Annotated in this window: 16 protein-coding genes; 13 read left to right on the forward strand and 3 right to left on the reverse strand. The window is 61.2% G+C overall.

Annotation, left to right across the window (positions count from 1 at the left end):
* Nucleotides 1-6: 6 nt before the first annotated feature.
* Nucleotides 7-1,119, reverse strand: a complete 1,113-nt coding sequence (locus tag HX805_RS13070; RefSeq protein ID WP_177081878.1) for an efflux RND transporter periplasmic adaptor subunit — start codon at nt 1,117-1,119, stop codon at nt 7-9.
* Nucleotides 1,120-1,223: 104 nt separating this feature from the next.
* Nucleotides 1,224-2,759 carry an efflux transporter outer membrane subunit gene (locus HX805_RS13075; RefSeq protein WP_256344654.1) on the reverse strand — a complete coding sequence of 512 codons (1,536 nt, stop codon included), beginning with the start codon at nt 2,757-2,759 and terminating at the stop codon, nt 1,224-1,226.
* Nucleotides 2,760-3,168: 409 nt separating this feature from the next.
* Between HX805_RS13075 and HX805_RS13080 the strand changes: the two genes are divergently transcribed.
* The 4 genes from HX805_RS13080 to HX805_RS13095 all read left to right on the forward strand — a co-directional run bounded on the left by HX805_RS13080 (nt 3,169) and on the right by HX805_RS13095 (nt 8,158).
* Nucleotides 3,169-4,125 (forward strand): ABC transporter substrate-binding protein, encoded by a 957-nt coding sequence (locus HX805_RS13080; RefSeq protein WP_177029045.1) that lies wholly within the window; start codon nt 3,169-3,171, stop codon nt 4,123-4,125.
* Between the two features lie 23 nt (nt 4,126-4,148).
* Nucleotides 4,149-5,480: an LLM class flavin-dependent oxidoreductase gene (locus HX805_RS13085; protein WP_177116916.1), complete on the forward strand. Its 1,332-nt coding sequence runs from the start codon at nt 4,149-4,151 to the stop codon at nt 5,478-5,480.
* A 96-nt stretch (nt 5,481-5,576) separates the two neighbouring features.
* On the forward strand, nt 5,577-7,523 hold the full coding sequence (locus tag HX805_RS13090; RefSeq protein WP_177081840.1) for a PAS domain-containing sensor histidine kinase: 1,947 nt from the start codon (nt 5,577-5,579) through the stop codon (nt 7,521-7,523).
* 32 nt (nt 7,524-7,555) lie between these two features.
* Nucleotides 7,556-8,158, forward strand: coding sequence for a dTMP kinase (locus HX805_RS13095; RefSeq protein WP_177009550.1), 603 nt, complete (start codon nt 7,556-7,558; stop codon nt 8,156-8,158).
* A 12-nt stretch (nt 8,159-8,170) separates the two neighbouring features.
* Here HX805_RS13095 and HX805_RS13100 read toward each other — a convergent pair whose 3' ends face one another.
* Entirely contained in the window at nt 8,171-9,298 is a 1,128-nt protein-coding gene (locus HX805_RS13100) for an NAD(P)/FAD-dependent oxidoreductase (RefSeq protein ID WP_177081841.1), read from the reverse strand.
* A 140-nt stretch (nt 9,299-9,438) separates the two neighbouring features.
* Here HX805_RS13100 and valS point away from each other — a divergent pair, with 140 nt between their 5' ends.
* From valS to HX805_RS13145, 9 genes are all read left to right on the forward strand, one after another.
* The gene (gene valS, locus HX805_RS13105) at nt 9,439-12,006 is read left to right on the forward strand and encodes a valine--tRNA ligase (protein ID WP_177081842.1); all 2,568 of its coding nucleotides are present in this window, start codon (nt 9,439-9,441) and stop codon (nt 12,004-12,006) included.
* Between the two features lie 202 nt (nt 12,007-12,208).
* Nucleotides 12,209-13,051 carry an oxidoreductase gene (locus HX805_RS13110; RefSeq protein WP_003217687.1) on the forward strand — a complete coding sequence of 281 codons (843 nt, stop codon included), beginning with the start codon at nt 12,209-12,211 and terminating at the stop codon, nt 13,049-13,051.
* A 17-nt stretch (nt 13,052-13,068) separates the two neighbouring features.
* Nucleotides 13,069-14,007, forward strand: a complete 939-nt coding sequence (locus HX805_RS13115; protein ID WP_177081843.1) for an AraC family transcriptional regulator — start codon at nt 13,069-13,071, stop codon at nt 14,005-14,007.
* 181 nt (nt 14,008-14,188) lie between these two features.
* Entirely contained in the window at nt 14,189-14,701 is a 513-nt protein-coding gene (locus tag HX805_RS13120) for a sigma-70 family RNA polymerase sigma factor (protein WP_177081844.1), read from the forward strand.
* On the forward strand, nt 14,698-15,651 hold the full coding sequence (locus HX805_RS13125) for a FecR domain-containing protein (RefSeq protein WP_003217682.1): 954 nt from the start codon (nt 14,698-14,700) through the stop codon (nt 15,649-15,651). Before HX805_RS13120 ends, HX805_RS13125 begins: the two co-directional genes overlap by 4 nt.
* Nucleotides 15,652-15,842: 191 nt before the next feature.
* Complete coding sequence (locus HX805_RS13130; RefSeq protein ID WP_177116917.1) at nt 15,843-18,782, forward strand: TonB-dependent receptor; 2,940 nt, start codon at nt 15,843-15,845, stop codon at nt 18,780-18,782.
* Nucleotides 18,783-18,911: 129 nt separating this feature from the next.
* Nucleotides 18,912-20,750 (forward strand): extracellular solute-binding protein, encoded by a 1,839-nt coding sequence (locus HX805_RS13135; RefSeq protein ID WP_177116926.1) that lies wholly within the window; start codon nt 18,912-18,914, stop codon nt 20,748-20,750.
* Nucleotides 20,737-21,801 (forward strand): microcin C ABC transporter permease YejB, encoded by a 1,065-nt coding sequence (locus tag HX805_RS13140; protein WP_008433386.1) that lies wholly within the window; start codon nt 20,737-20,739, stop codon nt 21,799-21,801. Before HX805_RS13135 ends, HX805_RS13140 begins: the two co-directional genes overlap by 14 nt.
* Entirely contained in the window at nt 21,801-22,823 is a 1,023-nt protein-coding gene (locus tag HX805_RS13145) for an ABC transporter permease (protein ID WP_173883025.1), read from the forward strand. The genes HX805_RS13140 and HX805_RS13145 overlap by 1 nt, the downstream gene beginning before the upstream one ends.

Consider the following 22,823-nt stretch of genomic DNA (forward strand, 5'->3'; position numbering starts at 1 on the left):
ACACCTTTAGTGTTCTTGGGGAGTCGGCACAGGATCGTTCAGCGGCGCGGCGCTGTTATCGACCTTCACCGGCGAGCCATTCTTGAGCTTCATCTGGCCGCTGGTGATCAGCAGGTCACCTTCCTTCACGCCCGACAGGATCGCCACCTGATCGCCCCGGGTCGGCCCGGTCTTGATGAAAGTCTGTTGCGCGGTGAGGACTTCCTCACCCTTGTCGTTCTTGCTCGATGTGGCAATGAATACTGTGGTGCCGTAAGGGTTGTAGGTCACCGATGTCTGCGGAACGGTGAGGTAGCGCTGCGTCGCACCGGAGTTGACCACGGCGCGGGCAAACATCCCGGGCACCAGGTTCTGTTTGGGGTTGTCGACGGTGGCTTCCACGGTGACATTGCGCGTGGTGGCGTCGAACTGGGTGTCGATGGTGCTGATCTTGCCGGTGAAGGTTTGATTCGACAGTCCGTCGGCCGTTACCGAAACCCCTTGGCCGATGGCGATGGCCTCCATTTGAGTCTGGGGCACCGTGAAGTCGATGTAGATCGGATCGAAGGTTTGCAGCGTGGCGATCTTGTCGCCGGGGTTGAGGTATTGGCCAGGGTTGACGCTGGTGATGCCGATGCGCCCGGCAAACGGTGCGCGGATGGTTTTTTTCGCCACCAGCGCGCGCTGTTGTTCAGCGGCGGCGACCTTGGCTTTGAGGTCGGCGGTGTCAGTGTCCACTTGTGCCTGGGAGATGGCGTTAACCGCCAGTTGCGCCTTGTCACGCTTGAGGACGATCACCGCCAGGTCGGCCGTGGCCTCAAGGGAATGCAGTTGCGCGATGTCCGAGTCGGCATTCAGCTGGACGAGCAGCGCCTGGGCCGCCACTTCTTGCCCGGGCGTGAAGCCGATGGTGCGCACGATGCCGCCCACTTCAGTGGTCACATCCACCCCCCTGACCGCTTTCATTGAGCCCACGGCGCTGACATTCGGTTGCCAGTCGCTGAACGGCACCTTCATGGCCGTGACCACGGAGGCGGGCAGGGGCATTTTCGACTGGGCGATCAGCGCCGAAATCTGCACGAACTTCACCCCGGCAATGATCGCCACAATCACCAGCACCACCACGATCATGATGATCATCGGCCGCCACAGTCGGCGCTTGCGCGGTGCGCCGGGCTCGGTGGGCAGGGGAGAGGCGGTTATGACGTCAGCCATGGATGTTCTCGCTGTTTCAAGAGTTCAGTTCAGTTGAACCGTGCCGAATCGGCAGGCGCTGCCTCGTTCCTGGCCGGCATGATCTCGTTCCACGAAGGCAGGCCGAACCGATCAGGCCGGCCCTTGGTGGCAGGGTCCACATCGGTACGGTTCCACCATCCGCCACCCAATGCCTGGAAGAGCGCGGTGGTGTCGCTGTAGCGGGAGGCCTGCGCCCTGACCCGGGCCAGCACGGTGTTCTGGTAGGTTTGCTGGGCCGTGAGCAGGTTGATGTACGCCACGGCACCGAGTTTGAACTGCGCCTGCACCAGGTCCAGGTTGGCTTGGGCAGAGCGCTCGGCCACCACCTGCTGGTTGAGTGCATCGGCATCCGCCTCCAGCGCCCGCAGTGCGTTGGCCACGTCCTGGAACGCGCCGATCACCGTGCCACGGTAGCGGGCTGCCGACTCGTCATAGGCGGCCACCGCAGCGCGTTTGCGATGTTCGAGTGCGCCGGCATCAAAGATCGGTTGGGTGATCGACCCGGCAAGGCTCCAGACCCCACTGCCCGCCGAAAACAATTTGGTCCCGCTGGCCACCGTGGAGCCCACCGACCCGGTAATGCTGAACTGGGGCAACTGATTGGCGACGGCCACGCCGATATTGGCACTGGCCTGATGCAGTTGCGCCTGCGCGGAACGCACATCGGGCCGCTGGCCAACGATGGCCGAAGGCAGGCTGAGCGGCAGTTCTTCGGGCAGGTGCAGGGAGGCGAGGTTGAAGCGCTCGTCCCGGTCCTGGTTGGGAAACCGGCCGAGGTAGGCCATCAACTGGTTGCGGGTCTGGGCGAACTGCTTTTGCAGGGGCGGCAAGGTGGCACGGGTTTGCGCCAGCGCGGTCTGCTGTGTGAGCACGTCGGAGTCGCCGATCGCACCCAGCCGGCGCTGCGCCTGCAGGACGTCGAGCTGATCACTCTGTAGCCGAATGATGGTTTCGGTGGCGGCGATCTGGTCGCGTATAGAGGCCAGGCTGACTGCGGTGTTCACCACATTGGAGGTCAAGGTGAGGTAGGTCGCCTCCAACTGGAAGCGTTCGTACTCGGCCTGCGCCGAGGTGGATTCAATTTGCCGGCGCGTGCCGCCGAACACATCCGGGGCGTAGGACACGCTCAGCGACGCCGAACTCACCGTGAGAATCGGCGACTCCGGCAGGCCCGAGGTGACGCCCGATACTTTCTCGCGGGCTTTCTGCACGTTGCCGCTCACCGAGGGAAACAGCGACGCCTGGTCGGCATAGACCAGCTCGTTGGCCTGGCGCAATGCCGCCTGCGCGGCGGTGACATCCGGGTTGGCGCGCAAGGCTTCCTCCACCAGCGCGTTCAGTTCCGGTGAGCGGAACAGCGTCCACCATTGCCCGGGAATATCCATCCCGGCGATCAACCGCTGCGCCGCACCGCCGGTGTCGATATCGGCCTTGGTGGTGGAGGTGAGTTTTTCTCGTGAATAATCGGCGTTCGCCGGCACCTCAGGACGCGCGAAATCGGGCCCGACGGTGCAGCCGGCGAGGGCGATGCACAGCAGGCTCAACGGAGCCAGAAGGTGGGGTGGTCGAAAAAGGGCGCGGCTGTGCGCCACTGGTTGCGTTGCCGATGCAAGCTGCCGAGGCTGCTCTTTCATATTTACTCTGATTAATCAGTTGGTTAACTGCTTTATTTGTTGAGCAATGAGTGCGCGGGCATCGGGCCATACGGCTGAAAAAATGGCGCGAGAGTCGCCGAATTCAAATCAGTGTAGGTGGCGCAGGCGGGTACGCAATGTCCGTGCGCGCCGATCACCCACAAAAATGCATTTAACGCATTAATATCGAATTAGGTTATGCGTTATAAGTATTTTACATGCAGCCGTCAGCCCCTCATCGTAGCCCTCCCTACGAACACTGCCGAGACCGCACGCGCGGATCGACTTTCAATGCTTGAGAAGGCATCTGGAGACGAACGTGCGTTACCTGACAAAACTGGCGGCCGGGTTGGCCGCCACGCTGCTGTGCCTGACCGCGAACGCGCAAACGCTGGTGGTCGGAGACCAAAGCTACAACGCCCAGGCCGTGATGGAAGCGGCGGGGGTGCTGGATGATCTGCCCTATACCCTTGAATGGAAGCAATTCACCGCCGGGTCTCCCGTGGCGGAAGCCCTCAATACCAACAGCCTCGACATCGGCCTGCTCGGCGATGCGCCCGTGCTGTTCCTCGGTGCACTCGGCGCACCGATCAAGGTGATTGCCATCAGCCGGCAAAACCTCGAGGGCGTGGCCATCCTGGTGAAAAAGGATTCCTCGATCCACAGCCTTGCGGACCTCAAAGGCAAGCGCGCCGCCATCTGGAAAGGCTCCTGGAGCCAGCAACTGCTGCTGACCGCACTGGATAAGGCGGGCGTGCCGAAAGAGGCCCTGGAGTTGCGCTACCTCAGTGCACTGGATGCTTCCCACGCACTGGAAGGCGGTTCGGTCGACGTCATCGCCACCTGGGAACCCTACGTCACCCAACAGGAACGCCAGGGCGCACGGGTATTGGCGACCGCAGACGGGCTGATCCCGGCCCAGAGTTTCGTCGCCGCCAGCACCAGGGCCGTCGATAACAAGCGTGCGCAAATCAGCGATTTTCTCCAACGCCTGAAGAAAGCCCGTGACTGGACGCGCCAAAGCCCGGCCAACGCCGATGCGTATGCAGATGCCTGGGCCAAGCGCACCCGCGCAGATGCCGACATTGCCCGCGCCTGGTTTGCCCGGGCACGCACGACGGTCGAACCGGTGACAGCCCAGTCGCCTGTAGAAGCACAAAAGACCGTGGACTTTTTCGCAAGCCAGGGACTGGTCAAGTCTTACCCGGCAGCCAAGCTGTTCGACGACTCCTTCGCGGCGTCCTTGCAGCCAGCCGTCGCCAGAACCCAGCCCTGAACGCTTCCAGGAATACGTTGGACATGACCAAAAGACAGCTCAAACTAGGCGCCCTGACCATGGGCTGCGGCGGGCCCGGCCGCCACAATCTGTGGCTCGACCCGCAATTGCCGGCCGATGCCAGCGTCAACGTCGACTGGTACGTCGACATTGCACGCCAGGCCGAGGCGGCATTGTTCGACTTGATGTTCATCGTCGACAGCCAATTCATCACACCGGGTTCGCCATCCCACTACCTGAACCGGCTGGAGCCGCTGACGCTGTTATCGGCACTTGCCGTAAGCACCCGGCACCTGGGCCTGGTCGGTACGCTGACGACCTCTTACAACTCGCCCTATAACGTCGCGCGGCGCCTGGCCTCACTCGACCTGATCAGCAAAGGCCGCGCCGGCTGGAACGTGGTCACCAGCGGCGACGCCGGTACCGCCGGCAACTACAGCCGCGACGAACATTATGACTACGACACCCGCTATGGCCGGGCGGCCGAACACGTCCAGGTCGTGCAGGGCCTGTGGAACTCCTATGAGGAAGATGCCTTCGTGCGTGACCGCGCCACCGGCCGGTTTCTCGACCCCGCCAAACTCCACAGCCTGAATCACAAGGGCGAGCACTTTTCCGTGGTCGGGCCGCTGAATATCCAGCGCTCACCCCAGGGCCAACCGGTGATCTTCCAGGCTGGCGATTCGGAACAAGGCCGCGACCTCGGCGCGGCCACGGCCGATGTGATCTTTACCCATGCGGCCAGCATCGAGCAGGGCCAGGCTTTTTATCGGGATATCAAGAGCAGGGCGCTGCAACATGGCCGTGACCCGGAGCAATTGCTGGTGATGCCCGGCGCCGAGATTTATGTAGGCGATACCGATGAACAGGCGCGTGAAATCGAGCGGCACTACCATCAGGCCGACCACAGTTTCGAGCTGGCGCTGAAGGAGTTCGGACGCAATTTCGGCTGGCATGATTTCAGCCAGTACGACCTTGATGCGCCGTTCCCGCAGGAAAGCCTGGAGGCGGCACGCAGCAGCTTTTTTACCGCGGCCAAACGCATTGCCGATCAGGCACGGGAGAAAGGTTTTACATTGCGCCAGGCGGTGGAGTTCGGGCGGCAACTGCGCCCGGGGGCGTTTGTCGGATCGGCGGATACCGTCGCTCGGAAAATGGCTGACTGGCTTGAAGCCCGCGCGGTGGATGGTTTCAACATCTACATCGGCCATCCGGAGCAGTTCAAGCGCTTCACGCACGAGGTCATCCCGTTGTTGCAGGAGCGCGGCGTGTATCGCACGGCTTATGAAGGTACGACCTTGCGGGAAAGCCTGGGATTGAAGATTCCACGGTTTGCGCGCAACGGCGGCGGTTGACTCAAAAAAACTGTCCAGATGAATAAATTGGTGGGCCGGGGATTTTTTTAGACATACTGAGGGCTCAAGCCACTCATTTGTCCCGAGACTTTCCTGATGCCATCCCATCCTGCACAAGGGCCTTTCAATCAGGACGACCGGTATCGACTGCTCGTCGACGCAGTGGTCGACTATGCCATCTATATGCTTGATACGAACGGGTTGATTCGCAGTTGGAACTCCGGGGCGAGGAAGATCAAGCAGTACGAACAGAGTGAAGTGCTGGGCAGGCATTTTTCGCTGTTCTACACCCCGGAAGACCTGGCCTCGGACTTGCCGGGCCGGGCACTCAAGAGCGCCGAGCAGTCAGGGCGCTTCGAGGGCGAAGGTTGGCGCATCCGCAAGGATGGGACTCGTCTCTGGGCACTGGTGATCATCGACCCGATACGCGCCGACGACGGCACGTTGATTGGCTTCGCCAAGGTCACACGGGACCTGACCGAGCGTAAGGCCGCGGAGCAGGCGCTGCGCCAGAGCGAGCAGCAATTCAGCCTGCTGGTGCAAGGCGTCACCGACTACGCGCTGTATATGCTGGACCCCAACGGCGTGATCACCACCTGGAACGCCGGCGCCCAGCGCATCAAGGGTTATCAGCCGGCAGAAGTCATCGGCAGGCATTACTCCATGTTCTTCCAGCGTGAGGACGTAGACCACAAGGTCCCGCAGCGCGCCCTTGAAACGGTGGTCAGGGAAGGTCGTTACGAAGGGCAGGGCTGGCGCCTGCGCAAGGACGGCACGGGATTCCTCGCCCATGTGGTTATCGACCCGATCAAGAATGAACTGGGTGAGCTGGTGGGGTTTGCGAAGATCACCCGGGACGTTACCGAAAGCGTCCAGGCTCAACAGGAGATCAAGGAAACCCGAGAGGCGTTATTCCAATCCCAGAAAATGGAGTCCCTGGGCCAGCTCACCGGCGGCATCGCCCATGACTTCAACAACCTCCTGATGGTGATTCTGGGGAGTCTTGAACTCGCCAAGAAGCGTGTCCCGCAGGACTCGAGAACCTGCGCCTTACTGAATAATGCCATCGCGGGCGCCCAGCGGGGCGCAACGCTGACTCAGCGGATGCTGGCCTTTGCCCGTCGCCAGGAGCTTGACCCTCAGCCTGTGGATGTGGGCGATCTGATCCGCAACATGTCAGACCTGCTGTCCCGCATGTTGGGCGCAGGCATCAACGTCGACACACAGTTCCCATTGATCCTGCGGCCGGTATTGGTCGACATGAGCCAACTGGAAATGGCTGTGATGAACCTGGTGATCAACGCCCGGGACGCAATGGAAGGTCGGGGCAGGATCCTGATTTCAGCGCGGGAGGATGCGTTTCCCGGCGGGGCGAATGACTCGCAAAGGCTGATTTGCATCTCTGTCACCGACACCGGCCCCGGGATGAATGACGCGACCTTGCAACGGGCCATGGAGCCGTTCTTCACCACCAAGGGCGCGGGAAAAGGCACCGGGCTTGGGCTTTCGATGGTGCATGGCCTGGCGGCACAGTCACAGGGCCACTTTGTGCTGAAGAGTCGGGTAGGAGAGGGCACAGCCGCAGAGCTCTGGTTACCGGTGGCGGTGACCGCCACCACACAGTCTGCGGCGCTGGCATCAACTGCAGATACACCCGATGCAGCCCATCAGCAATGCCTCGAGATTCTGCTGGTAGATGACGACCCGCTGGTGCTGGTCAGCACCGGGGCGATGCTTGAAGACCTGGGCCATCATGTTGTGTCGGCAGGAGACGGCCATGCTGCGTTGGCGTTCCTGGCGCAAGGCGCGTGCTTTGACCTGGTCGTGACAGACATGGCAATGCCGGACATGACCGGGATCGAGCTTGCCGGCAACATCGAGTCGTTGTATCCCAACCTTCCCATCATTCTTTCCTCGGGCTTTGCGGAAATCTCCCTGGACCTCAAGACCACATTGACGCGCTTACCCAAGCCATTCGATCAATCTGCACTGGCCAAGGTGATCGCCGAAACCATGCGCAGCCGGACCGACAAGCCGTGTTGAGCCAGGCGGCTGGCCGTCCGTTGTTTGTTTCCATGGATGGCCCCAAGGGTACTGGCAAAACCACATTGCTGGAGTCCGTAACAAAAGCGCTTAGGGCTGACAACAGAATGGTGATCCGGCTTTGCGAGAGAAAAAGCGATCCCTTCAGAAGTGAAACAATGACCCTCGTTAACAGACTCGCCAGGCATCCCGGCCTGGATCTGGAGTGGGAGGTTTGTGAACGCTTCGCTGATAGCCGCGCGTGGATTTCCCGGCACGTGCTGGCTAGACAGCCTCCAGGCAGCATCGTCCTGATCGACCGCTGGTACCCGTCTGATGCCGCGTTTCGCCGGGAAGTCCCGCTGGCAGAAATCCTGCAGTTGAACATTGATCGAAACGTGCAAGTGCCGGACCTGCATATCGGGGTCGTCACCGACCCTGATATTTCATGGGCACGGGCCGCGGCACGCCGACGTGGGCTGAGCAGTACCGTGATCCACACGCTGGCAGAACATGTCGCCTGTACCCAGGCGTTCGAGCGAGCGGTTGCGGATCACGGCTGGGTGTTATGCCGGAATGAAGGAACCATTGAGGGCGCAACACGGCAGGTGGTTGCCGAAATTTATAACGTCCTTGAGTCCTTCCAGTGTGATTGACCCGAGCCCTGTTCAGGCACTTGCCCCGTTGAACATGCTGACCAGGCTATAGGGTGCATCGTCACCAAACAGCAACTCGTGCAGTTCATTCCCCTCGGCAGCCATTTGCGCGCTGCGCGGGAACATGGCCTGTTCGTATTCGCCCAGGGCGGCTTCGACGTCATCAGGGTATGAGGCGATGGCCTTGCCGAGTTCGGCACCATCGTACATGGCCAGGTTGGCACCTTCGCCATTCGGGGCCGCAAGGTGTGCGGCATCACCGATCAGCGTTACGCCCGGCACCCGCTCCCAGCGGTGCTCAACCGGCAGCATAAAGAGCGGGCGCCATACCAGTTCGGTGTCACTGTCGGTGATCAGCGCCGTGAGGGCAGGGGACCAGCCTGCGAATTCCTGCGCGATCCGTGCCGCCGCCGTTGGCGTGTCGGTGAAATCGATGGCGGCAAACCAGCTTTGGGATTCGGTGAGCACTACGTAGGTGTGCAGCGTGGCGCTCGTCTCACGGTGCGCCTGGATCCCTTTTCCCGGTTGAAGTGCGAACATCGCACCGCCACCTACCGCCCTGGAGGTGGCCGGGTGCCGGGCGTCGCTGTCATACAGGTAGGTTTCGATCAACGAGCGGCCCATGTACTCGGGGGCAGCGTCGCTGAGCAGCGGCCGGACCTTTGACCAGGCTCCGTCCGCGCCAACCAGCAGGTGGGTGGCAACGCAAGTACCGTCGGCGAAGGTCACTTCGTGGCGACCCTCGCCGAGGGCGCGCACGCTCTTGACCTTGTGGCCCCAGCGCACAGTACCGGCGGGCAGTGAATCGAGGAGCATCTTGCGCAGCTCGCCACGCATGACCTCGGGACGGCCGCCTGTGCCGTCGTCGGGTTGATCCAACAGAGTGGCACCCTGCCAATCAAGCACCCGAGTCGCCTCGCGACCTTTCAGGATAAGCGCGCGGAACTCGTCCGTCAGGCCCGCTGCCTGCAAGGCCAGTTGGCCGTTGTAGTCGTGGATATCGAGCATCCCGCCTTGGGCGCGTGCGGTTGCCGACGGCTCTGCTTCATAGACGGTGGCGGCAATACCGTGGACGTACAGCACGCGAGCCAGGATGAGACCGCCCAGGCCAGCACCGATGATTGTGACGGGGGTGTGCATAGGGTACCTGTTGAATGTGAGAAATCTTCCGGACTGTTTTTACGCTATTTTGTGGAAAAAATGGCCTGGTTCAAGGGGTTTACTTTCCGCAGGCGATTGAATATAAAGTTTGCTTCGGCGCACAACCGTTGTCGCGCCCCATGATGTTGACAGGAGGAAGCTATGTCACCGTTAAACGTGATGAAGTTCTAAACGATCAAACCGTCACCCCCTCGCTTGAAAACCTCGAAACACGCTGGTCTCAGCATTGGCAGCTCGAAGGCACGTATGCCTTTGACCACAGCGCCCAACGCGACGCTGTATTCTCCATCGACACGCCGCCACCGACAGCCTCAGGTTCGTTGCACGTTGGCCATGTCTTCAGCTACACCCACACCGATATCATCGCCCGGTTCCAGCGGATGCGCGGCAAGGCTGTGTTCTACCCCATGGGTTGGGACGACAATGGCTTGCCGACCGAACGCAGGGTCGAGAATTTCTACGGCGTACGTTGCGACTCGTTGGCCGCTTACCAGCCTGGCTTCAAACCCTCCGAGTCAATTCCATTAAAACGGGCTGACTTTGCCGTCATCAGTCGGCGCAACTTTATCGAGTTGTGCCATGAGCTGACGGCCATCGATGAGCAAGCGTTCCGTGCACTGTTCGTGCAACTGGGCTTGTCCGTTGATTGGAGTCTTTCATACGCCACCATTGATGAACGCTCCCAACGAGCCAGTCAGCGCGCGTTACTGCGTAACTACCAGCGTGGCGAACTGTATAGCCAGGAGGCTCCGTGTCTCTGGGATGTGACGTTCCAGACGGCCGTAGCCCAGGCAGAGCTTGAGGAGCGCGAGGTTGCGGGTGCGTATCACGAACTCGGCTTCGACGCGGCTGATGGTGCCGAACTGAAGATTGCTACGACTCGACCTGAGTTGCTGATGGCATGCGTGGCGCTGGTGGCTCACCCGGACGACGCTCGTTATCAGGCGAGGTTCGGGCAGACCGTGCGTGCGCCGATTTTTGACCTGGACGTTCCGCTGCTGGCCCACCCTTTGGGTGACCCCGGCAAGGGCACCGGGTTGGCGATGGTCTGCACCTTTGGCGATCTAACCGATGTGATTTGGTGGCGGGAGTTGCAGCTGCCCACACGGTCAGTCCTGGGAAAGGACGGGCGCCTGTTACTTGAAACGCCCTCCTGGTTGACGTCTTCGCGCAGCCAACAGGCCTACGCAGGCCTGGCCGGCCGTACCCTGTCCCAGGTTCGTACGCAGCTCGTTTCGATGTTGCGTGACTGCGGCGCCATGCGAGATGAGCCACGACCGATTAACCACGCGGTAAAGTTCTTCGAGAAAGGCCACCGGCCTTTGGAAATTCTCGCGACGCGGCAATGGTACTTGCGCAATGGCGGACGCGACGCGAACCTGAGGGACGTGTTGCTCGACGCTGGCCAGGCGTTGGACTGGCATCCGCCGCACATGCTCAGGCGTTACGAGCATTGGGTAGGGGGGTTGAATGGAGACTGGCTAATCAGTCGCCAACGTACGTTCGGCGTGCCGATTCCGTTCTGGTATCGCCTGGACGCACAAGGCGAAGCCGAGCATGGCGCTCCGATTATCGCCAGTGAGGCAAGCCTGCCTGTCGATCCGGGCCTGGATACGCCACCGGGCTATCGACCCGAACAACGTGGTCAACCCAACGGGTTTATCGGTGAACAAGACATCATGGACACCTGGGCCACCAGTTCCCTGACGCCTCAGATTGCCGGCGGCTGGGGAGAGGACGATGGGTTGTTTGCCAAAATATACCCGATGGACCTCAGGCCCCAAGGTCACGACATAATCCGAACCTGGCTGTTCTCGACACTGGTACGCAGCCATTTTGAACACGGTTGCGCGCCATGGCGCAACGTCGCGCTTTCCGGGTGGATCCTTGATCCCGATCGCAAGAAAATGTCCAAGTCCAAGGGGAATGTGGTCACCCCTCAAGCCTTGCTCGACCAGTATGGAAGTGACGGCGTGCGCTATTGGGCTGCCTCGGCGCGGCTCGGCAGTGACACAGCCTTTGAAGAGCAGCAGATGAAAATCGGCCGCCGCCTGGCCGTCAAGCTGTTCAATCTTTCGAGGTTGGTTCAAGGCTTTGCGAAGGATGACACCGGGGATATCGACCAACCGCTGGATCAAGCCATGCTCGAACGCTTGGGTGGCGTAGTCCAGGACGCTACCGTCGCGCTGGAGGCCTATGACTACAGCGGGGCGTTGTCGCGTATCGAAGGATTCTTCTGGTGGTTTTGCGATGACTACGTCGAATTGGTCAAGCGTCGTGCCTATCGACCCGACGGCTACTCGGCGCGTAATGCATTGGCACATGCGCTGAGCGTGCAGCAGCGACTGTTTGCGCCATTTCTACCCTTTGTGTGTGAGGAGGTCTGGCAATCCTGGAGTTGCGGCTCAGTGCACAAGGCGCCCTGGCCGCAAGGGGACGCTTGCCCTGACGCGGCTGTTGAACAGTTATTGATGAGCCTGAGCAGCGTGCTGTCTGCGATTCGCAAAGCAAAGTCTGACGCCAGCCAATCCATGAAGGCTCCGGTAGCACGTGTTGAGCTGGTCGACAGCGCCGCGCAGCTTGAATTGATAAAAGGCGTCAGCCAAGACCTGATAGAGGCGGGGCAGGTCGAGGCCTTGGTGTTTATAGAGGGCGCGGAGCGGCAGGTCGATGTCTGGCTGACGTAACGTGGAGTGGTGCCGACCGCCTCAGTGACACCCACTGGGGCGGGCCGGACCATGCATCAGCCTGCGCCAATCGAGCCACACCGGGACAATTGAGAGTACGAGTAGAAGCGAATAGGAATAGGCAAGCCTCATAGATGATCCGGCATAGGTCGCCAGCGGTGGCTTGGCTACCATTAGCACTCAGTAACCGAGAGGAATTTCCATGAGCACTCGCAAAACCCTGTTCATCACCGGCATCAGCAGCGGCTTTGGCAAGGCCCTCGCGACCGAGGCGCTGGCTGCAGGCCACCGTGTCATTGGTACCGTTCGCAACGAAGCCGCGCTGCAAACGTTCGAGGCATTATCAGCGGAGCGTGCTCATGGCGTGATCCTGGATGTCACCGACTTTGAGCGGATCGACAGCGTCGTTGCCGAGATCGAGACCCGCTACGGCCCGGTGGATGTCCTGGTGAACAACGCAGGTTACGGCCATGAGGGCATTTTCGAAGAGTCGCCGCTGGAAGAAATGCGTCGTCAGTTCGACGTCAACGTGTTCGGCGCCGTTGCCGTGACCAAGGCGTTCGTGCCGTACTTCCGCCAGCGCCGCAGCGGGCACATCATCAACATCACGTCCATGGGCGGCACCATCACGATGCCGGGTATCGCCTACTACTGCGCCAGCAAGTTCGCGCTGGAAGGCATCTCCGACACCCTGAGCAAAGAACTCAAGCCATTCAACATTTTTGTCACCGCCGTGGCGCCAGGCTCATTTCGCACCGATTGGGCCGGCCGCTCGATGCAGCGTACGCCCCGCAGCATCGCCGACTACGATGCCAGCTTTGATCCGGTACGCCAGGCGCGCGAAGCGAAAAGCGGCCACCAGTTGGGGGACCCGCAAAAAGCTGCGCAAGCCATGCTGCAGTTGATCGCCAGCGACAACCCACCGGCCCACCTGCTGCTCGGCAGCGATGCCATAGGCTTTGTGCGCGAAAAGCTGACGCAATCCCTGCGTGACATCGACCAATGGGAAGCACTGACACGCTCTACGGATGGTCACGCTTCGTGAAACCGCAAGAGGGGCCTATGAATCATTTTGCCGCGCGAACCCGGCGCATGGTCCAACTGATGGAGCAGTTGGCCCCCGTGGAGGGCTACAACCTGAGCGCACTGGAAGACATACGCTTCCTGCGCTCCAATCGCCCGCTGACCCGCACGCCAGTGCTCTACGAGCCTGGCATCGTCATCCTGTGCCAGGGGCGCAAGCTCGGCTATCTGGGCGATGAGGTCTACCTTTACGACGCCCAGCACTACCTAGTGGTGTCTGTGCCAGTGCCTTTCACCATGGAAACCGACGCCAGCGAAGAGGAACCGATGCTGGCGGTATACATGCGCCTGGATTTCAAACTCGCTGGCGAACTGATCCTGGAAATTGACGAAAAATCCGGTCCGACCCACGAACGTCCCAAAGGCATGTATTCCTCGCCGATGGACGAGATGTTGCGCGAGTCCACGCTGCGCTTTCTCGAAGCGATGAGCCATCCGGTCGATGGCCCGATCCTTGGCCCCTCGCTGGTGCGCGAGATTTACTACCGGATCATCGCAGGTGAACAAGGAGGGTCCATGCGGGCCGCCCTTGGCAAGCAGGGCCATTTCGCAAAGGTGACCCGCGCCATTCGCAAGATACACAGCTGTTACCAGGAGCGGCTGGACGTCGAGTGCCTGGCCCAGGAGGCAAGTATGAGCGTACCCAGCTTTCATCTGCACTTTCGAACAGTCACCGACTCCTCACCCATGCAGTACCTGAAATCGACTCGTCTGCACCAGGCAAGGTTGTTGATGCTCCGCGACGACATGTCGGCCTCATCTGCGGCTTTTAACGTGGGCTATGAAAGCGCATCGCAGTTCAGCCGAGAGTTCAAGCGCTACTTCGGCCGCACACCCCATGCTGAAGTCGAATGGATGAAAGCAACCTATTCGCTGCCCGCGCCGGCGCAGCCTTCTGTCTATGTGTCTTCGCACTGACCTGACAGCCAGGGCGCTGGCCCGTATCTGATTTTTCTGCATATGCCAATTTGACAGGCTGCTGTTATTTTTTATTCTTTCCTAACCTATGCTCCCCTCATGCAAAGTCCGCCTCCAGCGATGGCTTTCCATTGCTCATCAACCGCCAGGCTGAATGGCCTTTATTCGCATGGAGCATGCAATGGGTGTAAATCAGAACCCACATTTAGGTCTGATTGGGCAGATGTTCAAAAGTGACTACAGTTGGCTTTGCACGCGGGTAAGCCGGGCCATGGGGTGCGCCCATGGGGCTCAGGACATTGCATCGGAGACCTTCCTGCGGGTACTGGCATTGCCCGACCCTTCGCAAATCCGCGAGCCGCGGGCGTTGCTGACCACCATCGCGCGGCGCCTGATGTATGAGGGCTGGCGTCGCCAGGACCTGGAACGTGCCTACCTGGAAGCATTGGCCCAGGCGCCGATGATGGTGCACCCGTCGCCCGAGGAGCGTTTGCTGTTGATCGAGACGCTGCTGGAAGTCGACCGCTTGCTCGACGGTTTGTCGGCCAAGGCCAAGGCGGCGTTTTTGTATCACCAGCTGGACGGTTTGACCTATGCGCAGATCGCCGAGCGCCTGCAGGTCTCGGTCAGCCGGGTTCAGCAGTACATGGCCGATGCGTTCAAGCGCTGCTACCTGGCGATGACACAGCCATGAGCCACAGCGCGCCGGATGAGGCGATCATCGACGAGGCAGCACAGTGGATGGCGTTGCTGCAATCCGGGCACGCCAGTGCTCAGGAGCACCAGGCGTTCCGTCGCTGGAGTGAGGGCGACCCACGGCGTGCCGAAATCTTCAACATGATGGGCGGCGTTCCGGCCGTGCTGAACAATGACGAACTGCGCCGCATGCCCCGCGACAGCCTGTTGCACACCCTCAACGCACCGTCGGGCCGCCGGCGCTTCTTGCGCAATACCCTGGCGCTGGTTGGCGTTGTGTCGTTTGGAAGTCTGATCACGCGGCTGTCCGACAGCTGGTTGCCGTTGGGCGCTTTGCGCACCGGTACGGGCGAGCGCCTGAACCTCACGCTGGAGGATGGCAGTGCATTGACCCTGGATGCGCGCAGCAAGGTGCTGACGCATTTCGATGCTCGGCAACGGCTGTTGCAGTTGCTCGACGGCAAGCTGCTGGTCGACGTTTTCAAGGACAGTCTCAGACCGTTTATCGTCGAGACCGAACACGGCCGCATGCGCGCGTTGGGTACGCGGTTTCTGGTACAGCAGGGCGAGGATCGAACCCAAATCACGATGCTGCATTCCCAAGTGGAAATCACCACGCGCGACGGCGCTGTGCAGGTGATCAGTGCCGGCCAGAAAGCCACGTTCAATGCCCATGGCATCCTCGACCTGGAAACCGCCAGCGGCGGCGAGGCCTCGTGGACCCAAGGCTTGCTGGAAGTGCGTGACCGCTCATTGGGTGAAGTGGTGCAAGCCCTGCGTGACTACCGGCGCGGCATCATCCGCGTCAGCCCCGAGGCGGCGAGCCTGAGGCTGAGCGGGATTTTCCCGCTGGACGACAGCCAGGGCGCCCTGCAATTGCTGGCCAAATCCTTGCCGGTGCAGATCGATTATCACAGCCCTTATTGGGTCAGTATCGAGCGCCGATAAAAATAATTTTCCCAGCCCTATAAAACCCCCGCCACTGTTGCACAACCCAATACAGGCCAGGGTGTATCTGCCTGGGAGTGTTGTTTCGGGCCGTTATAAACCCATGCTTTTTTAGCCTAACGGCCGCCTATAAAAAACCCCGATCTGTTGTTCAACCCATCAACGGCATATCAATGATGGGAACCTCAACCATGCAACGCAAACCTCTCAGTCGCGCATCTCTGGCGGCACTGTCTCTGACGATTGGCCTGACCTTGGCGGGACATGGCACGGCGGTGCTGGCACAGCCGCTGTCTGCGATATCGACCGCCCAGACTTTTGATTTTGATATCGCCAGCGGCCCCCTCGACCAAGCGCTGTTGACCCTGTCACGCAGCAGCGGGCAGATCATTTCCTTCCAGCAAGACCTTGTGCAAGGCCTGACCAGCGCGCCGGTGCGGGGCACCTTCACCACCGAGCAAGCGCTGCGACAGGCACTGCGCGGTGCAGCCCTTGACGCCGTGCCCAGTGGCGACGGCGGTTGGACCCTGCGCCGGGCGGCCAAGCCACCTGCAGCGGCGGTCAAGGCGGCGCCCACGGCGGCGAAAGTCCCGGGTGATGTGGCGTTGGAAAAGGTCGTGGTCACGGGGTCACGCATTGCCCGTGCCCAGGTTGAAGGGCCGTCGCCGGTCACGGTCATCACCGCTGACGAAGTCACCCGCAGGGGCTACAAAAACGTCTACGACGCCATTGCTTCGCAAACCCAGAACACCGGCATGACCCAGGGCGAAGACTACGGCAACACCTTCCAACCGGCCGCCAGTGCCCTCAACCTGCGAGGGCTGGGGCCGAACCACACACTGGTGCTGATCAACGGCAGGCGCGTGGCCGACTACCCCACGGCGTACGACGGCGCGGTCAACTTCACCAACCTTGCGAACATCCCGGCGGTGATGATCGAGCGTATTGAGATCCTCAGCAGCGGCGCCTCGGCGGTGTATGGCTCCGACGCGATTGCCGGGGTGGTGAACATCATCCTCAAAGACAAAATCAGCGGCGTGGACGTCAATCTGCGTGGTGGCGCCGCCGAGCGTGGCGGCGGCGACAACCAGCGCCTGCAGATCAGCGGCGGCGACACCTGGGGCGATTTTGACGGGGTATTCGGCCTGGAGCTGACCCAGCGCCAACCGATCTGGGCCAACCAGCGCGGCTTTATGAGCGACGGCCCGGCCAAGGATGTGGGCTACCGCCGTAACCTCGACAGCGGCGCCTACCTCGGCCCCGGCTGCGGTGCCTACGGCGGTATCTACAACGGCAAGCTCGGTGGCAGCAGCACCCGCTGCACCACCAACCAGTACTACAACGACTACTGGACCTTGCAGGCGCAAAAGGAAAACTATGACGGCTACACGCGCGGCACCTGGCACTTCAGCGACACCGGCAAAGTGTTCGCCGACTTGATGTTTGGCTTTGATCACACGCAGAACAACACGCGCGGCCCAAGCTTCACCTCGCCGGACTTTATCAACCGCAACACCGGTAACCTGGAGCGCTGGTCACGCAACTTTTCCAGCGAGGAAATCGGTGGCAAGACCAGCAACAACAGCAAATGGCGCGAAGTGTCCTGGACCGGCACCCTGGGCCTGGAAGACAAGTTCACCAACAGTGATTGGGGTTATCAGATTGCGGCGAACCGCTCCGAGTACACCAGCGACCGCACCACCCGCTACACGCCTTTGAGCGGCATCCGCGATTACTACCTCGGGCCGCAACTGGGCACGCAGGACGGGCACCCGGTCTTCGCGCCAGACCCTTCGCGGCTGGACCAGCCGCTGACTCCGGAGCAGTGGGATCAGTTTCGCGGCAACCTGGTGCAGAAGAGTAAATCGGTTTCCCAAACCTTCAGCGCCAACATCAACGGCGACCTGTTCGAGCTGCCCGCCGGGCCGGTGGGCTTTGCCGGTGTGACCGAAGTGGGGCGGCAATCCTACAGCGTCGATGTCGACGACCAACTCAATGACGGCACGTTTTACAACACCACGCCGGCCTCCAATTCAGGCGGTTCGCGTGACCGCTACGCCGCGGGTGGCGAGCTGAGCATTCCCGTCACCGACACCTTGCTCGCCTCGGCGGCCGGGCGCTGGGACCAATACAAATTCAGTGGCCGCACCGAGCAACAAAAAACCTACAACCTGGGCCTGGAATGGCGCCCGGTGACCAGCCTGCTGTTTCGTGGCAGCTACGGCACCAGCTTTCGCGCACCCGACCTCAACTACCTCTACCAGGCCGCGACCAATGGCTACACGCCTGACCAGATCGACTATTACGGTTGCAGCAAGGGCGTAGAAGGGGCGTGTGACCGAGGCCGCGTGGATTACACCCAGACCGGTAATTCGGACCTCGCCTCCGAGCGTGGCAAGTCCTGGACGTACGGCTTTGTCTGGTCGCCCTCGCATCAGTTTGATTTCTCCGCCGACTTCTGGCGCGTCGAAATCAAGGACCTGTTGACCACCGTCGACATCAACCGCTTGCTGCAACAGGAAAACCAGTGCCGCAACGGCCAGCTTGATGCGACCACTTGCGCCGACGTCCTGGCACGCATCCAGCGCAATGCCAGCACGGCGGCAGTGGACCCGAACGTGCTGCAACGGGTGCAGGTCAATGCGATCAACGCCGCCAGCGAGCGGGTCAGCGGCCTGGACCTCAAGAGTAATCTTCGCTGGGGCGCAGGCCAGTACGGCGCGTTCAGTTCGGCGATTGGCTACAGCCTGGTGCTGTCCCACTACCTCAAGGAATCGGACGATGCGCAAACCCAGAACCTGCGCTCCAGCACCGACAACCACGACTGGCGCAGCAAGGTCAACGCGAGCCTGACCTGGGACTACCAGCACCTCACCACCACGCTGACCGGCATTCGCTACGGCAGCGTGACCAATGGCGCCGGCGATGGGCGCCTGTCGCCGTGGACCACCTTCAACGCCAGCGCCCGTTACCAGGTGAACGAGCAGGCGAGTGTCGGCCTGACCGTCAACAACCTGCTCAATCAGGTCAAGCACGATGACTCCGCCGGCTGGCCGTATTACCCCAGCGGCAACTACGACCCCTATGGCCGCCAGGTCTGGCTGGACGTGAGTTACCACTTCGGTAAGTAGCGCATAAGCACATGCGCTAACGGTCTAACCGGTGCTCTATAAAAACCCTGGCGTCGACGCACAACCCTGCATAAGTGAGCCTTCAGTGTTTTTGGAAAAGGAGTTGAGTTTGTGAGCCTGTTTCGCTTCATGGTGTGGGCACTGCTGACGGGCCTTTGGGCGCCGTCACTGCTCGCTCAACCGACGCACGCTTTGACGGTATACGGCGAAGCGCCCAAGTACCCGGCCAACTTCAAACACCTGGATTACGTCAACCCGAACGCGCCCAAGGGCGGCAGTTTTCGTCGCTCGTCCATGGAAGGCGGGGCGTTTGATCACCTGATCCCGTATGTCGACAAAGGCACCGGCATCACCCAGATCCAGGGTTGGCTCTACAGCCCGTTGGCGTACCGTTCGCAGGATGAGCCGTACACCGTGTACGGGTTGGTCGCGCAAGGCATGGAGCTGGCAGATGACCATTCATGGCTGCGTTTCTACCTCAATCCCAAGGCGCGGTTTGCCGATGGCACGCCCATCACCGCGCAGGACGTGGCCTACACCTTCAAGCTGTTCACCACCGAAGGCAGCCTGGCGTATCGCCAAAGCTTTGCCGATGTGGACCAGGTGCTGGTGGAATCGCCGACCCAAGTGCGGTTCACCTTCAAAAGCGCCGACAATCGCACCTTGCCCCTGGACCTCGCTTCACTGCCGGTGCTGCCGGAACATTGGTGGCAGGGGCGCAATTTCGCCAACGGCGGCGGCTTTGAACCGCCGGTGGGCAGCGGCCCGTACCGTATCAGCAGCGTGGACAACGGCCGCAGTGTCACCTTCGAACGGGTCAAGGACTGGTGGGGGCGAGACCTGCCGGTGACGCAGGGGCAGTACAACTTCGACACCCTGCGGCTTGAGTTTTTTGCCGACGGCGACGTGTCGCGCCAGATCCTGCAAGCCCAGGGTTACGACTTCAATCGCGAATTTTCCGCCACCAGTTATTCGGTGGGCTACGACGGCGAGGCTTTGCGCGACGGTCGTCTGCAACGTGAACAACTGGCACCGAATGCCGTGCAGGGCACCCAGGGTTTTGTGTTCAACCTGCAAAAACCGCAGTTCCAGGACCGCCGCGTGCGCGAGGCGCTGAGCCTGTTGTGGGATTTCGACTGGAGCAACCGGCAGATGATGCACAGCCTGTACCTGCGCCAGCGCAGCTTCTTTTCCCGCAGCGCATTGGCGGCCACCCAGCTGCCGGATGCCCAGGAGCTGGCCATTCTGGAACCCTGGCGCGGGCAAGTGCCGGAGGAGGTGTTCACCCAGGTCTACCAGCCGCCGCGCACCGATGGCAGCGGGCGCATTCGGCCGCAGCAGGCGCAAGCGCTGAAGTTACTGGCCGAGGCGGGCTGGACCCCGCGCGGCGACCAGTTGGTTAACGCCGAGGGCACGCCGTTGCAGTTCACCTTCCTGAATGCCCAGAAAGGCTTCGAGCGTTTGCTGCTGCCCTACAAACGCAACCTGGCGCAGATCGGCATCGGCTTCACGATCCGCATGATCGACTCGGCCCAATACGCCAACCGCGTGCGCGCACGGGACTACGACATGATCGTCAACGGCTACCCGGTCAGCCCATCGCCGGGCCGCGAGCTGACCAACTACTTCGGTTCCGAGAGTGCCGATGACCCTGGCTCCAACAATTACATGGCACTGCGCAACCCGGCGGTGGACGCCTTGATCGATGGCCTTGTCCGCGCCAACGACCGCCCGACCATGGTGCGCTACGCCCATGCCCTCGACCGCGTGTTGCAGCGGGGCTTCTACTGGATTCCCAACTATTACCCGCCGGGCTCGTCCTCGCTGTGGTGGAACCGTTTTGGTCGGCCCCGCACAGCGCCGCTCAATGACGTGGGCATCGACACCTGGTGGGAAGTGAGCCCGACACCGCTGACCACCGCACAGATGCGTCAACTGACTGAGGCTTCCCAACATGCTGGCCTATAGCGCGCGCCGTTTATTGCTGATCGTACCAACGCTGGTGTGCATCCTGCTGGTCAACTTTTTTATCGTGCAAGCCGCCCCGGGTGGCCCGGTTGAGCAAGCCATCGCGCGCTTGCAAGGCATCGGCAGCCAAGCGTCGGTGGCCGGCACACGGGTGGAAACCGGCAGCAATGAATCGCGCACAACTCGTGGCCTGGACCCCGCGCTGGTGGCCGATATCGAGCGCCAATACGGCTTCGACAAGCCCCTTGGCGCGCGGCTGTGGTTGATGCTCAGCAGCTACGCGCGGCTGGATTTTGGCGATAGCTTCTTTCGCGGTGCCAAGGTCACCGACCTGATCCTGCAAAAACTGCCGGTGACTTTGTCCCTGGGCTTCTGGGCCACGCTGATCAGTTACCTGGTGTCGATCCCGCTGGGCATCCGCAAGGCCGTGCGCCATGGCAGCCGCTTCGATGTGTGGAGCAGTGCGGCGGTCATTATCGGCCACGCCATGCCGGCGTTCCTGTTCGCCTTGCTGCTGATCGTGGTATTCGGCGGCGGTAGCCTGTTGAACTGGTTTCCGGTGCGCGGCCTGGTCTCGGAGAACTTTGCCAGCCTGTCATGGGCGGGCAAGGTCGTGGACTACTTCTGGCACCTTGTCTTGCCGGTATCGGCGCTGGTGATTGGCGGCTTTGCCACACTGACCATCCTCACCAAAAACAGCTTCCTCGACGAGATCAGCCGCCAGTACGTAGTGACCGCGCGGGCCAAGGGTTTCAGCGAAAAACAGGTGCTGTACAAACACGTTTTTCGCAACGCCATGCTACTGATCGTGGTTGGCCTGCCCCAGGCGCTCACCGCGATGTTGTTCGGCGGCTCGTTGCTGATTGAAGTGATTTTCTCCCTCGACGGCCTCGGTCGCCTGAGCTACGAAGCGGCAGTGGCACGGGACTATCCCGTGGTCTTCGGCACGCTGTTTATCTTTACCCTGGTCGGGTTGGTCATCAAGTTGCTGGGCGACCTGTGCTACCGCCTGCTGGACCCCCGGCTGGATTTTTCCGCGAGGTCGCATTGATGCCGGTTTTTACTCCGATTACTCGTCGCCGCTGGCTGCACTTCAAGCGCAATCGCCGCGGCTGGTGGTCGCTGTGGATGTTCCTGGCGCTGTTCGCCGTATGTCTGGGTGCCGAACTGCTGGCCAACGACAAGCCACTGGTGATGGCGTATCAGGGCTCACTGTATTTCCCGGCCTTCGAGCGCTACACCGAGCAGGATTTCGGCGGCACGTTGCCGTTTCAGCCGGATTACCGTGACCCTTACGTGCATGAACTGATTGAAGGGCAGGGCGGCTGGATGCTGTTTGCGCCTATTCCGTTCAGCTACGACACGGTCAACTACGACCTCACGACCCCTTCGCCGGCGCCACCCAGCGCGAGCAACTGGCTGGGCACCGATGATCAAGCCCGGGATGTATTGGCGCGGGTGATTTTCGGCACCCGGGTATCGTTGTTATTTGCCTTGGCACTGACCGTGGTGAGCACTTTGATCGGGGTCGCCGCCGGCGCGCTGCAAGGCTATTACGCCGGTTGGGTCGACCTGTTGGGGCAGCGCCTGATCGAGATCTGGTCGGGGCTACCGGTCCTGTACTTGCTGATCATCTTGTCCGGATTTGTCGAACCGGGTTTCTGGTGGCTGCTGGGGATCATGGCGCTGTTTTCCTGGCTGACCCTGGTGGATGTGGTGCGCGCCGAGTTCCTGCGCGGGCGCAACCTGGAGTACGTGAAGGCCGCGCGAGCCCTGGGTGTGGGCGATGTTCAGGTGATGTTGCGGCACATTCTGCCCAACGCGCTGACTGCCACCTTGACCTACTTGCCGTTCATTTTGACCGGGGCCATTTCGACCCTCACCGCCCTGGATTTTCTTGGCTTCGGCATGCCCACGGGCAGTGCGTCCCTGGGTGAGTTGATCGGCCAGGGAAAAAACAACCTGCAAGCCCCGTGGCTGGCGCTGACCGCGTTTTTTGCGTTGGCGTTGATCCTGTCCCTGTTGGTGTTTATCGGCGAAGCCTGCCGCGACGCCTTCGACCCCCGATCCTGA

It is taken from the genome of Pseudomonas sp. G5001 (genome assembly GCF_013385475.1).
Classification (GTDB): Bacteria; Pseudomonadota; Gammaproteobacteria; order Pseudomonadales; family Pseudomonadaceae; genus Aquipseudomonas.

Coding starts and splice junctions, on each gene's coding strand:
- HX805_RS13125 (WP_003217682.1), top strand. CDS start 14,698: ATGAGCCACAGCGCGCCGGATGAGGCGATCATCGACGAGGCAGCACAG.
- HX805_RS13085 (WP_177116916.1), top strand. CDS start 4,149: ATGACCAAAAGACAGCTCAAACTAGGCGCCCTGACCATGGGCTGCGGC.
- HX805_RS13090 (WP_177081840.1), top strand. CDS start 5,577: ATGCCATCCCATCCTGCACAAGGGCCTTTCAATCAGGACGACCGGTAT.
- HX805_RS13115 (WP_177081843.1), top strand. CDS start 13,069: ATGAATCATTTTGCCGCGCGAACCCGGCGCATGGTCCAACTGATGGAG.
- HX805_RS13120 (WP_177081844.1), top strand. CDS start 14,189: ATGGGTGTAAATCAGAACCCACATTTAGGTCTGATTGGGCAGATGTTC.
- HX805_RS13130 (WP_177116917.1), top strand. CDS start 15,843: ATGCAACGCAAACCTCTCAGTCGCGCATCTCTGGCGGCACTGTCTCTG.
- HX805_RS13110 (WP_003217687.1), top strand. CDS start 12,209: ATGAGCACTCGCAAAACCCTGTTCATCACCGGCATCAGCAGCGGCTTT.
- HX805_RS13145 (WP_173883025.1), top strand. CDS start 21,801: ATGCCGGTTTTTACTCCGATTACTCGTCGCCGCTGGCTGCACTTCAAG.
- HX805_RS13095 (WP_177009550.1), top strand. CDS start 7,556: ATGGATGGCCCCAAGGGTACTGGCAAAACCACATTGCTGGAGTCCGTA.
- valS (WP_177081842.1), top strand. CDS start 9,439: ATGATGTTGACAGGAGGAAGCTATGTCACCGTTAAACGTGATGAAGTT.
- HX805_RS13100 (WP_177081841.1), bottom strand. CDS start 9,298: ATGCACACCCCCGTCACAATCATCGGTGCTGGCCTGGGCGGTCTCATC.
- HX805_RS13140 (WP_008433386.1), top strand. CDS start 20,737: ATGCTGGCCTATAGCGCGCGCCGTTTATTGCTGATCGTACCAACGCTG.
- HX805_RS13070 (WP_177081878.1), bottom strand. CDS start 1,119: ATGATCATCATGATCGTGGTGGTGCTGGTGATTGTGGCGATCATTGCC.
- HX805_RS13135 (WP_177116926.1), top strand. CDS start 18,912: ATGGTGTGGGCACTGCTGACGGGCCTTTGGGCGCCGTCACTGCTCGCT.